The organism is Dyadobacter bucti, from assembly GCF_005869225.1.
GTDB lineage: Bacteria > Bacteroidota > Bacteroidia > Cytophagales > Spirosomataceae > Dyadobacter > Dyadobacter bucti.
The window spans coordinates 391050-406520 of the sequence record NZ_SWFP01000008.1; the positions used below are offsets into that span (position 1 = coordinate 391050).

At 42.9% G+C, this 15471-nt stretch carries 11 protein-coding genes; 5 read left to right on the plus strand and 6 right to left on the minus strand.

From position 1 onward, the window contains the following. Positions 1-61: 61 nt before the first annotated feature. On the minus strand, positions 62-1489 hold the full coding sequence (locus tag FBF61_RS25670) for a DUF5723 family protein (RefSeq protein ID WP_138482734.1): 1428 nt from the start codon (positions 1487-1489) through the stop codon (positions 62-64). After that, complete coding sequence (locus tag FBF61_RS25675) at positions 1486-3405, minus strand: RecQ family ATP-dependent DNA helicase (RefSeq protein WP_138482736.1); 1920 nt, start codon at positions 3403-3405, stop codon at positions 1486-1488. Before FBF61_RS25675 ends, FBF61_RS25670 begins: the two co-directional genes overlap by 4 nt. Positions 3406-3513: 108 nt before the next feature. Between FBF61_RS25675 and FBF61_RS25680 the strand changes: the two genes are divergently transcribed. Continuing rightward, on the plus strand, positions 3514-5064 hold the full coding sequence (locus FBF61_RS25680) for a glycosyltransferase family 39 protein (protein WP_138482738.1): 1551 nt from the start codon (positions 3514-3516) through the stop codon (positions 5062-5064). 47 nt (positions 5065-5111) lie between these two features. Then, positions 5112-6386 carry a D-alanyl-D-alanine carboxypeptidase/D-alanyl-D-alanine-endopeptidase gene (locus tag FBF61_RS25685; protein WP_138482740.1) on the plus strand — a complete coding sequence of 425 codons (1275 nt, stop codon included), beginning with the start codon at positions 5112-5114 and terminating at the stop codon, positions 6384-6386. A 2-nt stretch (positions 6387-6388) separates the two neighbouring features. Here the strand turns inward: FBF61_RS25685 and FBF61_RS25690 are convergent, their stop codons facing one another. Together FBF61_RS25690 and FBF61_RS25695 are read right to left on the minus strand one after the other, a co-directional pair. Further along, positions 6389-8023, minus strand: a complete 1635-nt coding sequence (locus tag FBF61_RS25690) for a hypothetical protein (protein ID WP_229215217.1) — start codon at positions 8021-8023, stop codon at positions 6389-6391. Between the two features lie 135 nt (positions 8024-8158). Further along, entirely contained in the window at positions 8159-9196 is a 1038-nt protein-coding gene (locus tag FBF61_RS25695; protein ID WP_138482745.1) for a toxin-antitoxin system YwqK family antitoxin, read from the minus strand. Positions 9197-9291: 95 nt separating this feature from the next. Here FBF61_RS25695 and FBF61_RS25700 point away from each other — a divergent pair, with 95 nt between their 5' ends. Next, a complete protein-coding gene (locus FBF61_RS25700; RefSeq protein ID WP_138482747.1) occupies positions 9292-10233 on the plus strand; it encodes a GDP-L-fucose synthase family protein in 942 nt (313 codons plus the stop codon). A 186-nt stretch (positions 10234-10419) separates the two neighbouring features. After that, positions 10420-10893, plus strand: coding sequence for an Lrp/AsnC family transcriptional regulator (locus tag FBF61_RS25705; protein WP_015813234.1), 474 nt, complete (start codon positions 10420-10422; stop codon positions 10891-10893). 71 nt (positions 10894-10964) lie between these two features. Here FBF61_RS25705 and FBF61_RS25710 read toward each other — a convergent pair whose 3' ends face one another. Then, on the minus strand, positions 10965-12458 hold the full coding sequence (locus FBF61_RS25710; protein ID WP_138482749.1) for a DUF4301 family protein: 1494 nt from the start codon (positions 12456-12458) through the stop codon (positions 10965-10967). A 110-nt stretch (positions 12459-12568) separates the two neighbouring features. Beyond that, complete coding sequence (locus tag FBF61_RS25715) at positions 12569-14842, minus strand: ATP-dependent helicase (RefSeq protein WP_229215218.1); 2274 nt, start codon at positions 14840-14842, stop codon at positions 12569-12571. A 178-nt stretch (positions 14843-15020) separates the two neighbouring features. On the opposite strand from FBF61_RS25715, the gene FBF61_RS25720 reads away from it, so the two are divergent. Then, the gene (locus FBF61_RS25720) at positions 15021-15365 is read left to right on the plus strand and encodes a hypothetical protein (RefSeq protein WP_138482754.1); all 345 of its coding nucleotides are present in this window, start codon (positions 15021-15023) and stop codon (positions 15363-15365) included. The last annotated feature ends 106 nt before the right edge of the window (positions 15366-15471 follow it).

Consider the following 15471-nt stretch of genomic DNA (forward strand, 5'->3'; position numbering starts at 1 on the left):
TTATAAAAGCCTGTGAATGCATTCCAAAGACATTTATAAACCTCGTTTACTGTTTCAGCTATTACTCTCTGTTCTGCCTGCGATTTAATTTCCAGGCTGAAAATCCCAGGTAAACCATACTGCCCCGCGCCCCTGATTTTTTGATAAGGCCGTTTAAGTTGCTGAATCCGAGAAAAACAGGACCAAAATGCCCGACCGCCCCCAAAGAGGGACGTTTGTTGCCTTTAATAAAAGAAACAGGAAAGGCGAAATCCGAATCCTCGTCCTCAAAGCGGGGAGTAATCGTAAAAGATTCCGGCTGATAAATGTCCAGCGACCGATTACTGTTTCCGTAGCGTTTGGTTTGGGACATATTGAGAAAAAAACCCTTTACCAGCTGAACATCTGCTTCCAGATGAATTGCCTGCGGCAGCTTCACATCCCTGCCAAAAACGGCACTCGTTTCAGCAGGAAACAGGGTCATAAACCCTTCCGGTCCCTTGTCACTGATGGTTTCCAGTTCTTTTTGTCCGATTACAGATTCCGGCTGCCGTCCTGTGATAACCCTGCTTTTGGAAGTCCGGTAACGAATTGATCCAATGTCGGTTAAAGAAGCACCCAGTCGAAAAAGGTAGGCCGGACTTTCATCAAATTTTTCCGTATCACTTTGCCAGAAAGAACCAAATTCATAGGATACGCCCAGATCGTAACCCCATCCGGTACCATATTTATCCGCATCGAAAAGATTTCCAATGCTCATTTTTTGGTTGGGAGCGCTGTAACCGCTTTCATAGGCGAGATCAGAAATAACCAATTCGCTGGACTCCGGGCTTCCGGCTAAGGGCCGGATCGAGAATTGACTGGCAGAGCCTGACAGATATCCAATCCGTGCGCCAAAAATACGTTTGACAGTGGCACCTATCCTCAACTTATGTGCATCCAGGTCCAGCAATTGAATACCATAGGACAAGCTTACATCTGAAAAACTCTGCTGCACAAGGTCAAAATCTCCCCACGATTCATTACTGGTAGCCGGGGTACTTTCGGTATCAAGTCTCTTGAAATATAAATTCCTGATCGCCTCGGGCATATTTTTTCCCTGCACAAAACCTCTGGTCCTGAACTGCACGGCCACCCCCTGATATTTCCCCAACGAAAATGACGCTGACGGCCAACGGATTTCGCTAACCAGAAATAACGGGTCCGCATGCATCAGTGAACCCATTGTCCGGGAACGGCCGTAAAGTTCCTTAGTAGAATGCGGCGCAAGGAGGGGGTAGAGTAGGGAATTCTTGCCGATAAACACAAAATACCTGTAGTTGATACTTCCTCCCAGCGCGCCGATATTGATCTGCCATTTGTGTTTCGGACCTCCCAAAACTGCCGGGTTATAGGTAGCGCGGTATAATCCTCCGTAATTGCTGGCTACAAGTCCGGGAATATCCTGTGCAAAAGTTGTCCCCGTAAACGTGCCAATTGTAATGATGAAGCTAAAAAGTGCGTTTTTCAAAGTTGAGTTTTGTTAGTTATCGCAAGTTTTCCGTCGGGGTTATAGCTAACCCACTCTTCTTCTATAAGCTGCCGTACAACCTGCAGGAGCACTTTTTCAGGAATATTTTCGAAAACCTGTCCAAATATCTGCGGAAGTACCGGGCCCGAACTTCTAAGATAGTCCAGAATCGCCTCCCCAATTTCCAGATCATTTCCAGCATCCTGTTTTTTATTTTTCAGACAGATATCGCAAACGCCGCATTCTTCAGCATCAAACTCATTAAAAAATTCCAGCAGAAGCAATGTCCGGCATATATGCGTATGTGTGGCGTAATGGATGGTGGCTTTCGCTTTCTGGCGGTCCCTTTCCCTCTTTTTTTCTATTTCAAAAACATTTATCGGCAACAGGGCCGCATCGTATCTTGGGGTGAGGAAGGTCAGCTGCGGTTTGTCCCTTCTTGGTTCGTAGTGCAGGATATCCCGCTCCATCAAAAAAGTCAGCTTTTTGACAATCTCAGGCTCCGGTGCGAAATAGATCTGAGCAAGTTCGTTTTCGGAAATTCTCACATACTCTGTGAAAAGTTCGCCTCCATAGATTCGGAGCAACAACTTGATAAACGAATCGATCTCCTTATACCGTATCTGGAAGTCGTATAACTGGCGGTTGTCGACCAGGAAATGTATCTTGGAAGCTTCATTGAAATTTTCGCTCAATTGCATAAAACCCTCTTCTTCCAAAAGTTTCAGCGCGTAATGTGTTTCATTTACCGGCAAACCGAATATTCCTGTAAACTCCTGGATATCAAAACTAAAACCTGCAAACTCACCACCGCCAACAGGAATTTTGTAATAATTGGCCAAAGCCTGGTATACTCTCCTCAAAACCTCGACCGCCGGATATTTCCTTTCAACACTTTCCGCGAGCTCTTCGAGATCTATTTTATTGAAAAGGGCCACGGCATATGCTTTTTTTTCATCGCGCCCTGCCCGCCCTGCTTCCTGATAATATGCTTCTAAACTATCCGGCAGGTCGAAGTGGATCACCGCCCGGACATCGGGCTTATCGATCCCCATTCCAAATGCATTGGTGGCAACAATGACGCGTACCTGGTTTTTAATCCAGGCCGACTGACGGTCGGAGCGTTCACGAAACGGCAATCCGGCATGGTAGCTTTGCGCGCTGATCCCCTGACGAACCAGCCAGTCGGCTAGTTCTTTGGTTCGTTTTCTTGTCCGGACATAAATAATTGCCGACCCTGATACGCTCTTTAAAACCTGAAGCAATTTTCTATCCTTACTTTCCTCCTGAAATGCAGAATAAGAGAGATTAGCCCGCGCGAAAGACTGCTTGAATACACGCGAATTGCGCATTTTCAGCTTGTCCAGGATATCTGCACGCACCTCTTCTGTGGCTGTTGCAGTAAGTGCCATTACCGGTACACCGGGAATAAGGTCCCGGAAATCAGAAATCATCAGGTAAGAAGGCCTGAAATCGTAGCCCCAGGCAGAAATACAATGCGCCTCATCGATCGCCAGCAAACAGATATCCATCTGTTTCGTCCGCTCGATCATGATATCCGTTCTCAACCTTTCCGGAGAAACGTATAAGAAACGCGTATTGCCGTGAATGCAATTGTCGAGGGTAATGTCTATTTCCGTCCGGCTCATTCCCGAGTGGATCGCCGCAGCGGCAATTCCCCGTTTTTTCAGCTGCTCAACCTGGTCTTTCATCAGAGCGATTAATGGGGTAACTACGATACAAACTCCCTCCATAGCCATAACCGGCACCTGAAAACAGATAGATTTCCCCCCACCGGTCGGCAGCAATACCAGCGCGTCAATCCCATTCAGCACCGTATTGATGGCATCTTCCTGAAATGGCCGAAACGAATCGTAACCCCAATAGCGCTTCAATACCGATCGAAGGTCAATCATCAGAATAGATTTGTATTTTTCCCTTTACAAAGTAATGTGATAATGTTTGTTATCTAAAAGCCGGAAATTGTTTACTTTGATTCTACATTACTCAAGTCCTCCATAAAAATGATATTGTCCATTTTCAGAAATGAAAAATACCAGGTATATCTATACTGGCTATTCACTATCAGCTTTATATTGATTACTTTCCTTCCCAGGTCACTGGACGATACTATGTTTATGGACGGACTGGCCTATGCATCAATCGCCCGTAATATGGCCATGGGGGTCGGATCTTTCTGGCGGCCGCATTTCGCCGATTCCTTCTGGCTGCCATACGATAATGGTGCGTTTTTTTCCGGACATCCCCCGCTACAATTCGGTATTCAGTCTGTTTTATTCAGAATATTTGGGGATACTACCGCTGTTGAAAATATCTATAATCTGATCGTACTGATCTGCAGTGTAGCCTTGATCGTGAGCATATGGCGAAAACTATTTGAGGGCCATCGCGCTCTGCAATCCTTCGCCTGGCTGCCGGTTTTGTGCTGGTACGGAATGATTACCGTTTGGTACAGCATTCCCAATAACTTCCTTGACAGTACCATGACTGTTTTTTGCCTGGCTTCCTGCTACTGCCAGCTTTTATTTTTTGCGTCGCGAGATGAGTACTCTGCCAAAAGTAATTTTCTGCAAGTTCTTGCGGGTATTTTCATTGTGCTGGCATTTCTTACGAAAGGTCCTGTCGGGTTGTTTCCACTTGCTTTTTCTATTTTGTATATTCTTGGTTATCAATATACAACATTAAAAAAAGCGGCGGTCAACACATTCGTGATGCTTGTTACATTTGGTATAACAATGGGGTTCATCCTTCTCTATAAGCCGGCATACCATTTTCTCAGCACCTATTTTAACGGTCAGGTTGTGCAGGCTTTATTGCAAAAAAGGGAAAAAACGGGTGTTGGCTGGACAGCTCATTTTTATCTTGTCCAGGAATTATTCCGAAATCTGATCCCACATTTCCTTGCACTTGCCGGGCTTTATACCATCGCTTTTTTCCTGAAACTGAGAATAAAGGTTTCTTCAGAAGTGGCGCGGGTAAGCAAGTTCGTCTTTTTAATCGCTTTTTCCGGGATTGCTCCTATGCTGATCAGTATCAAACAATATCCGCATTACCTGCTACCCTCTTTGCCGTTCGTGGCTATATTTTTCGCGTCTTTGTATGTTGAAAAAATAAACGACTTTATATTGTCAAAAAGGGAATTCAGCGTCGGAATTCTTTTAGCATCGATTTTGGTCAGCTGGGGAATTACTGTCAGGAAGCTTAATACACTTGAATCTAACGGCATGGCCTATAATATAAAAAAGATAAGCGGCTATGTTTCCAGATCGTCAACAGTAGGGATATGTCAGGAACTCTATCAGAATGCCGACATTCATACCTACTTCCAGCGATACCATCATTTATCCCTCACTACACAAACCAATTATACCAAATACATTATTGCTAATTCCTTCTGCCTGAATCAGTTCGATTTGAAGAAAGACGGCTTGATTACATTGCGGGATAATTTTTTCCTGGTCATCAAAAATCAGCGCATCAACCGCCTGAATGCCGGGTATCATAGTTTGGGCATGGAAATTCGCGGAAAGGCCAAACAGACAGGCCATTTATAAATATGTAAAAATATTATATTTGTTTTTGTCAATTTCAAATTGTCTCCATGCGCACGCTTATTTTCTTTATCAGTCTGTTCACGTTTTCAGGCTGCTCTGTTTCCCATTATTTGAAACGCGAATTAAAAAATTCCAAAGTCCTCAGCCAGCAACATACAGGGGTTTCGGTTTCCGGTCTGAACGGGAAAAAGCCGCTAGCTTCTTACCAGGAAAATAAATATTTCACGCCAGCATCCAACACAAAGTTATTCAGCTTTTACGCAGGATTATGTGCCCTTGGCGACTCCATTCCCGGATTAGAATATCTCGAATGGGGAGAGTTGCTGATCATCAGGGGTACCGGGGATCCCTCTCTTTTACATCCAGATTTGCCTCACAGTAAGGTCTTTGACTTCCTGAAAAACAGAAAGGACCAGATCTTTTTCACATCCTCTCATTTTGAAAACAAACGTTTCGGACCGGGGTGGAGCTGGAATGATTACAATGATTATTATCAGCCTGAAATTTCTTCTTTACCGGTTTATGGGAACATTGCCCGGTTTTCGGGAGAAGCTTCTCAAAACTATCAGGTTAATCCTGGATTCTGGAAAAAATCAATGATTTTTGATACAACCGCTTCTGGGATCGAACGTGAAGAATTTCAAAACCGCTTTCATCATTCCAGCCTGGTTGTACCTCAGGGCCTCATCCAGGACGTTCCCGTCAGAATGTCCGACCTTCTTACCGTTCAATTGCTGGGCGACACCCTGAAAAAGGAGATCAAACCGCTCAATATTCCACTGGATACTGAACTGAACAAAATTTACAGCATCCCTTCGGACTCTTTATACACCCGTATGATGCACGTAAGCGACAATATGCTGGCTGAACAGCTCATGTTGCTATATGCTTCTGCGAACGGTTTGCCATTGAACACCGAAAAGGCGATCGCCCACGCCATTGAACATCATCTGAGCGATCTGCCGGACCGTCCGGTGTGGCGTGACGGATCGGGGCTTAGCAGGTATAATCTGTTCACACCAAGGACTATAACTGCATTATTGCAAAAGATTTACGCCAAAATCCCTCGTGAACGATTATTTCAGATCCTTGCAACGGGAGGAAAAACAGGTACCATCAGAACTCTATTTAAAGATGAGCCACCTTTCATTTTTGCGAAGACGGGAAGCCTGAGTAATAACTATTGCCTGAGCGGTTACCTGACTACAAAAAAAGGTAAAACACTCGCATTCAGCTTTATGAATAACAATTTTACTGTTCCTACCGGTGAGGTACGAAAGGAGATTGAGCGAATACTGACTGGACTGCACCAGAAATTCTGACGCTATTTCTCATCCCAGGTTCTGCCTGTCCAATAGATTTTATTTTGCCCGTTTTTCCTGACAAGCAGGTAAATCTTATAGTGCCCCGGCTCAACAGTAGCTGTATGAAAACTTGCAATTCCCCCTTTTGCAAAATATGCCCACCGGCGAACCGTAGTTTTCAGTGGCGTGGCATATAGTGTCGGAGAGGCTGCATAAACATGATTTGCCGATTTCAATATTACATAAGCCCCATCGGAAAAGTCTTTTTCAACCTCAAAAATATCATTTGAAAAGCCAATAAAAATATTATCTCCCGATAGTGTCACTATGTCCGCCGGACGTATGCCGTCATACAGTATACGATCAGACTCTGACGTCGGGGTCCAGCCTTCTGCAAGCGGATCTGCGGATCCATAATAGCCCCTGATTTTCTCAAAATGTCTGTTATCCATCGAAAACATGCGGATGCCAAGCCAGTCGGGGTTGTACCTCGCGTTAAATTCCTGTGCAATGGCGGCATGACGGAAATTGACTGCTTTCGCGAAATTATCATGTAGAATAACCAGGTTCAATATAATCGTAAAAGGCAAGATAAATGCCAAGGCAACCCTTCTGGCGTTGACTCCTTCAACTGATAAGAAAGCCAGGTAAACAGCGATACACAACATTGGGGAATACATCCTGTAACGGCCTTTAAACATTCCCTCGAACGCATCTGACGGAATCCTCTTATATGTGAGAATCAGGGCAGTAATACCCACAAACATGGTCACGGACAAAGCAAACAAGAAGGTTTTATTCTGATATTCTGCTCTCTGCCGAAACGAATCCACTAGCAGAACAAACTGTTTTCGTAGTAAAATAAGAAAAACCGCAATCAGGAACATGCCGGCTATAACCCCGGTGTAGAACATGAAGACAGGTATGTCGTAAGCTGATAATGTCGCCAGAGACCCCAAAAAACCGAAGAAACCAAAAAAACCATCCCTCAACTGTTTTGGATCAGTAAAATTGAGGCTTTGCGTGATCGGAGCAAAATCAAAAAAATAAACGACACTTATAACAACAGCCACACCCATTGTTATCAGAAATGATCTCAGGCGGTTTGTAAGCAAATGTATTAGTCCGATAACCGGAAAAACAAACATTCCATTCCCATAGGAGAAAGTGGCAATCACAGCAAAAAGAAGGCTAAAAATGATCCGGTCTTTGTAATAAACAGTGAAATAAAGTGTGATAAGGACGAAGAATATCACACCGAAATTGCAAAGTGAACTAACACCCCAGAAAATATTTTCGAATGACTGGATATTAAACCAGAGCCAGGGAATGGGCAAAAAATACCATAAAGAAAGCTCTGTCCGCACAAAAACGCGATAGAATATTACCACGCAAAAGCCCCAGCATAAATTTGCGATGGCCATCAGCCAGACCAGATTTAGCTTGCCTAAAATATTGTACAAAAAGAGGATGACCGAGCGCGAAAAAACAAGTCTGTGTTCAGGAAACAATTCGCTTAGCCTTGCCCAGCGTTCGGTCCAGGAAGCTTCTGCGAAACCGGGGATGATACCCAGGATAAGAATATCATCAAAAGCGACATAGTTGACATTCAGTGCAATGGATTGAAATACTATTATGTAGATAATTACCGGCAAAATACTCAATAAGAATATCAACCAATTTCTATGTCTTAGAAAAGACGGAAGAGGTGTAAACATAAATATGTGTGTCAGTGTTGAAAATTTAACTACTAAGTAAGAAAGAAGTAGCTAATTTCCAATCAATGAAACTCAATTTTCCGTTTCCTCTTCCACGGAAGCGCGCGGATCTTTGGTGTAATCGTAAAGCAATTTCCCTTTATCGTCCCACTCTCTCAAAACAAAAGGCTCAAATTCCTCGTCCCAGCTGGTTTTGGGATATTGAATTTCTTTTTTTCTCTGACGACGGAACTGGTAATATTCGACCCAGCGGCCCACTTTTTTACCGTCATCGTATTTACCATTGGCCATAAGCTGACCTTCCTTATAAAAATGCAGATATTCACCTTCGATTTCTCCGAAAGTGACTGGCATTACCTCTTTAACCTGCGTATGCGCTGAATCATAATAGGTAACCCTTGACTCTGCCGGAAATCCCCGGTCCCAGATCACTTTATCGATGAGGTTGTATTTCGTGTCGTACTTGACCCAACGACCATCTTTTACGCCTTTGTAATAGTAACCTTCCTCTATCAGGTTCTCACCGTTGTATTTTCTGTATGAACCGTGTAACGGAAGAGCCTGCTCCTTTTCTTTCACCACCGCTGAACTCAGCTTTTTCCCTTTCTTATCGTACCAGCGCGTCTCTGTGGCCCTGACGTAGGCATTGATTGGCTGATATCCTTTCAGGACATGAAAGGATTCTACCGTAGCGCGGTCGCCACTGCCGTATTTAACGGACATGGCTTGCATCGGGACCCCTTCATACTGTACCTTCGAAAGTTTTGCTTTTTCTTTCTTTCTTTTCCGCTCACTTTTCTGGCTTTTATATTCTTTGACCCTCAGTCCCAAATCAGGAATGGTCTCACCAAATAAGGTAGACAGGCTGGCAGACTTCCCATTTCCACCGGGAGCGGACGCACCTACTACCGGATCCAGGCCGGAAATAAAGGATTTCAAGTCTTTTGATTTGCCACTTTGAGAACCCAAAGTATCTTTCTTCAATGATTCCTTAGGCAGCCACGCAGGAGGAGGGGTTGACTCCTTCTGTTTTTCGGACTGTCCGGACGCTATACCGGGCAAAAAGACCGATAAAGTGCACCAAAACAGCATTAAACTTACCTTTTGCATGTGTATTGAATTTTTCTTCTTAGCAAGATTGTTACTTTTGTAACGAATTGGTTTTTTCTATATTGACTTTCAAGAAGTAAATTTAAACAAACACCGTGGAAAAAAGCGCTAAAATTTATATTGCCGGACATCGTGGGATGGTAGGTTCGGCTATTCACAGAAAATTGATTCAGGAAGGATTCGAGAATATCCTTGTAAAAACTTCTTCCGAGCTTGACTTACGTGATCAGCAAGCTGTGAGATCGTTTTTCGAAACCGAACGTCCGGACTATGTTTTCCTTGCTGCCGCAAAAGTTGGCGGAATTATGGCAAACAACATATACCGTGCTGAGTTTTTGCATGATAATCTCCTGATTCAGAACAATGTAATCGATAGCGCTTATCGCAACGATGCTACGAAATTAATGTTCCTGGGATCAAGCTGTATTTATCCCAAGCTAGCTCCTCAACCGCTTCAGGAAGAGTCACTTTTGACAGGCCTTCTTGAACCTACCAACGAGCCCTATGCGATTGCAAAGATTGCAGGAATCAAAATGTGTGAAGCGTACAGGTCACAATACGGCTGTAACTTCATCTCGGTCATGCCCACCAATTTGTATGGTCCGAATGACAACTACGATTTGAATAATTCTCACGTGCTTCCTGCTATGATCAGGAAATTTCATGAAGCAAAGGAAGAAAATAAGCCTTTTGTTGAATTGTGGGGAACAGGATCGCCGTTGAGAGAGTTTTTGCATGCTGATGATCTGGCAGATGCATGCTACTTTTTAATGCAGAATTACAATGAACCGGGCTTTCTGAATGTCGGGGTCGGATCAGATGTGACCATCAAATCTTTGGCGGAACTGATTCAAAATGTTACAGGATATGAAGGCGAAATACGATGGAACACCGATAAACCTGACGGAACTCCCCGTAAATTGATGGATGTAAGTAAATTACACGGGCTTGGCTGGATACACCGCGTTGAATTGGAAGATGGAATAAGAATAACTTATCAGGATTTTCTACAAAAAATCGAAACTTACGCAGTCTGAAAAAAGTGAAATAAATGGGTTTTGTCGCGTTAACTCCTAATATTTCAACACTAAAATCACATTTTACCTACGAAAATTCTTTTTTTTAACAAATTAACGATATATAATTATAAGATTCTTCGGGAAACTAATTAGTTTTGCAGCGTCCTTAAAAAAGGACCTAATATAAACCTTAGTCATAGAGAAATGTCGGCCATTATTAAGTTAGACCAGATAGACCGTAAAGTACTGGAGATCTTACAAACGAACGCAAAAATAACCAACGCACAACTATCCAAAGAAATAGGGCTTTCTCCCGCACCCACATTGGAACGTGTAAAGAAACTTGAACAATCAGGGATCATTAAAAGCTATCACGCTCAGTTAGAACCTGAAAAGGTAGGTCTGGGAGTAAGCACATTTGTTCAGATCTCACTCGTTGGGCATAGAAAAGCTGTTACAGAATCTTTTGTAGAAAAAATACACGCGATCCCGGAAGTAATCGAATGTCATCACATTACCGGAACAGGTGACTTTCTTTTAAGGGTTATTTCAAAAGATATCAGCACTTATCAGAAGCTGATGCTTGAAAAAATCAATGAGATCGAAGAAGTAGCGAGCACGCAAACCATGGTTATTCTTTCTACTTTTAAAGAAAGCAAAGTATTGCCAATTCCTTGATTCAAGCAAAAACAGAGGCATAAAAAAGGCGTCAAACTTAAATTTGACGCCTTTTTTTATATAAATTAAAATTACTGATGCTGCTCCCGTAACAGGTCATTTACAGTCTTTACAGGATTGAATGTCAGTAGAGGAACTTCTACAAAAAGTGTGTTCCAATCTGCCATCGCGCCATTCCACAGTCCGGGAAGTTCCTGAGCTTTAAGGTCTTTCCCGTCTTTTGATTTGCCGGTAATAAAGCCTGTCAACGGATCTCTGAATTTTTTGAGATCATACAATTCTCCTTTGCTGTTTTTGATAGCACAAACAAGATCAACAGGATTAAAGTGGGTTGAGTCCTTGAAAATTTTGTTTTGTTCAGCATCATCCACATCCACCTGGGCAGATTCCACAACCTGGAGGGAAGATGATCCGTCACTATTCTGTGCCCAGAAAGGACCGCCGCCCGGTTCACCCTGATTTTTAACCATCCCACAAGCGCGCAGAGGCCGGTCTAACTTCTGAACAAAGTAATCTTTCTTTTGCTCATCCGTCAATCCGTCAAAAGATGCCGGAGGAATAACACAAAGTTCGTTTCGGAAAAACGAATCCAGCTCATTTAACAGGGCCGAGTCATATTGCTGAAGCTTTTTCAGATAGCCGAAAATACGTTTCTGGTAAGTCAGGACAATCCCGGCGAGTGCCTTTTTATAGGTAATTGTATCTTCCTTTATGCGGTCAGGCACCACATTGTCGATATTTTTTATAAAAATAATATCGGCATCCAGTTGGCTCAGGTTATCAAGGAGCGCACCGTGCCCCGCAGGTCTGAATAGCAAACTACCGTCTTTTTCACGGAAAGGTGTATTGTCCAGATTGACCGCAATGGTATCCGTAGCACTTTTTTGCTCTGAAAATGACACAAAGTACTTCACTCCGAAAACACTCTGGTAACTTGGCAACACCTCTACCACCAGTTTTTCAAATTTATCGCGATGTTCAGGCGACACTGTAAAATGTATTTTAACATGGCCTCCGGCATTTGCATATTTTGCGCCTTCCACCAAATGTTCCTCCAGAGGTGTTCTGGAGCGGTTTTCGTAATTGTGAAATTTCAAAAGACCTTTTGGTAACTCACCGTATCCCAAGCCCTTATTTGTGAGAAAATAAGAAACGATAGTAGTCTCATCCGCAGTCTCTATATCGTTACCATCCGCAGCGAGGGCAGTTTTAAGGTCATCAAAAAAAGCAAATTCGCGCAGTCTCGCAAAAAACTCGTCTACCGATTTATCTTTTTTCCCCTCCTGCAAAAAACCGAAAAGGGATTTAAACATCCTGGTTGCCGCGCCGGATGCCGGTACAAATTTCAACAGGGCTATTTCACCTTCCAGTGTATTTTTATCAAATTCGGCGAGCATTTCTGTAATTTGACTGTCAGTAAGCCGGATTATTCCATCTCCGACAGTGGCCGCTTTCGAAAGATGAAGAAATGGAAATCCATCTTCGAAATATTTAACTTGTTCTTTTACCGTAGCGAGGTCACTCCCACGTTCGCCAATCTGTACAATATCTTTTTCAAGGAACATATCAAGTAAGTTAATCAGTGAAGTTTTAGGGTAATTTCTTAATTATTTAAAATTAAATCTTTCAATAGTATAAAGTCTTATGTTGATGTACTATAACCATGTAAGTGCAATTATTTGACGATATGAAGCTTTGCGAAACTTAACAGCAGCGTTTTTTCTCCAACGATATCAAATTTGACCGTCGCTTTTCGATCCGTTCCGTTGACATCCATTTTAGTCACATTTCCCAACCCGAATTTCATGTGTTCTACCCTGTCGCCTTCTTTGAGATCGGAGGTATCGCTCGGAGTAAAATCCGCAGAGGGTGTATATGCTGCCGCGACCGCTACATTGGTTTTGGGCTCCGCAGGCTTACGCGCGATCAGATTTCGAGCAAATGATGTGCCACCCGCTACTGAGTTCTCGCGTTCCGTCGCGCCTTGTATCATTTTAGAGACATTCAGAAAGCGGGGATCAACTTCCAACAGAAAGCGACTGGGCTCACACATTTTGAGCCTTCCCCACTGATACCGGCTTTCAGCATAGGAAAAAGACAATTTCTTTTCTGCCCTTGTAATAGCCACATAAAAAAGCCTTCTCTCTTCCTCGAGATCCTGGCGGCTTTCCAGCATCATCTGGCTGGGAAATAAATCTTCTTCCAGTCCCACAATAAAAACATTCCTGAATTCCAGTCCTTTGGCAGAGTGAATGGTCATCATAGTGACCCGGTCATTATCTTCATTTTCGTCCGGTTCGTCCGCGTTGGTCAACAGAGATACAGACTGCAGAAAAGCACTCAGCGTTTTATCTTCGTTGGCATCGCTATCCACAAATTCCTTGATACCATTGAGCAGTTCCTGCACGTTTTCGTATCGAGAAAGCCCTTCAACCGTCTTATCCTCATATAGTTCTCTCAAAATACCGGAGACTTTAGCAATATGAGCCGCAATTTCGTAGGCATCTTTTCCGTCTTCCACGAGCAACTTAAAACTCTTTATCAGTGTCCCGAACTGCTCGATGGGAGCAATGGTACGACCACTTGCAAAACTTGCGATATTGGCAACTACGTCCCAGATGGCGACATTATTTTCGGCAGCCGTTACTGTAATTTTGGCAACTGTAGTGTCGCCAATACCTCTTTTTGGCAGGTTAATAATTCGTTTAAAAGCTTCCTCATCACGCTGGTTCACGGTAAACCGAAGGTAGGCGAGCAGATCTTTAATTTCTTTCCGCTGATAAAATGACTGCCCGCCAATGATTCTGTACTTAATTCCCAGCTTACGCAGCGCTTCTTCAAAAGAGCGGGACTGCGCATTGGTACGATAAAGAATGGCGAAGTTTTCGTTTCGCAGCGACTTTTGCATTTTTTCCTCAAAAATCGCAGTCGCTACCAGCCGTCCTTCCTCGTTATCCGACCCCGCCTTAATGACATCGATCAAAGAACCTTCTTCGTTGACGGTAAAAGTTTCTTTCTTAAGCTGGGTTTTATTTCTTGCTATGACAGAATTAGCAGCATTTACTATTGTGCTCGTAGATCTATAATTCTGTTCCAGTTTGATTGTTTGTACATCCGGAAAATCTTTTTCAAAATTCAGGATATTCTCAATGTTTGCGCCGCGGAAGGCATAAATACTTTGAGCATCATCACCCACTACCACTATATTACGGTGAACCGCTGAAAGCTTGCGCGTAATCAGGTATTGGGAAACGTTCGTATCCTGAAACTCATCAACCATCACATGCTGAAACTTGTGCTGGTATTTGTACAGTACATCCGGAAAATCCCGAAACAGGATATTTGTATTGTAAAGTAAATCATCAAAATCCATGGCATTCGCCTGAAAGCAACGGGTCACATAGGTTTTATACAACCTGCCAATTTCCTTCATTTTTGCAGCTTCATCGTCTGCCTGGATAATTGCATTGTTCATGTAGTCATCTGCAGATACCAGCCGGTTTTTTGCGCCGGAAATTCTGTTGAAAACCACGTTTGCCTTATAAACCTTGTCATCAAGATTATATTCCTTAATGATACTTCTAAGTAATGACTTGGAATCATCCGTATCATAAATTGAAAAATCACTGGTGTAACCCAGATAGCGCGCTTCAATTCTCAGTATTTTTGCAAAAACGGAGTGGAAAGTCCCCATCCATATATTTCTTGCCTCGGTTCCAACGGCATTCTCGATTCGGTGCCGCATCTCACCCGAAGCCTTATTCGTAAAGGTCAACGAGAGTATCCTGAAAGGGTCTACTCCGTTTTCTATAAGGTGGGCAATCCGATAAGTTAAAACCCTAGTTTTTCCAGAACCTGCTCCTGCAATGATCATCAGCGGGCCATTACCATACAATACAGCTTCTCGTTGAGGATCATTCAGAGTTGATAAATAACCGTTATTATTCAAAATTATATCCTTTTCTATTTCTTAAATATATTCCCACTAAAAGTCAAAGTTAGAAAAAAGCATTAAAAGCGTTCTTCTATATATAGCTGAGAGTATATAAGTTTGTCAGTTCATTAAACAATATGCCTGAAGTGAGCATTGGTGAGACGCAGGCTAACCATTAATAACATAACATAAAATGGATATTGAAGATCAACCTCTGGAAATGCAATGGGAGCACCTGCTTGATAATCTTGAAACCCTGGTGGGAAAAAAACCGGGAGATTTAAACGGAGTATTATTTCTGATAGGTGTTCAGGAGTTGGGGCAAGGGGCGAAGCGATTTACAAAGGAGCAAAAACAGGATTTGATACATATAGGTATCTGCAGTGTTTTAAGTTTATCTTCTTATTATGCGTTGGAGCATATTGATCAGGATGGCTGGCCCCATTACAAGCTAAACCGTGCCCTGCCGCAAGGCGACATAATGAAGCAGGAAGCGCTTCTTAAAATGCATGTTATAGAGTATTTCAAAAATTTATAATTTTTTGAACGATAAATAAGTTTGGTTATCAAGCGGTTAGATTTTTTGTAAAAAAAGGTTGACAATTTTTTTGTGTTAGGGTTTGCATGTTAAAAATAAAGCCTGC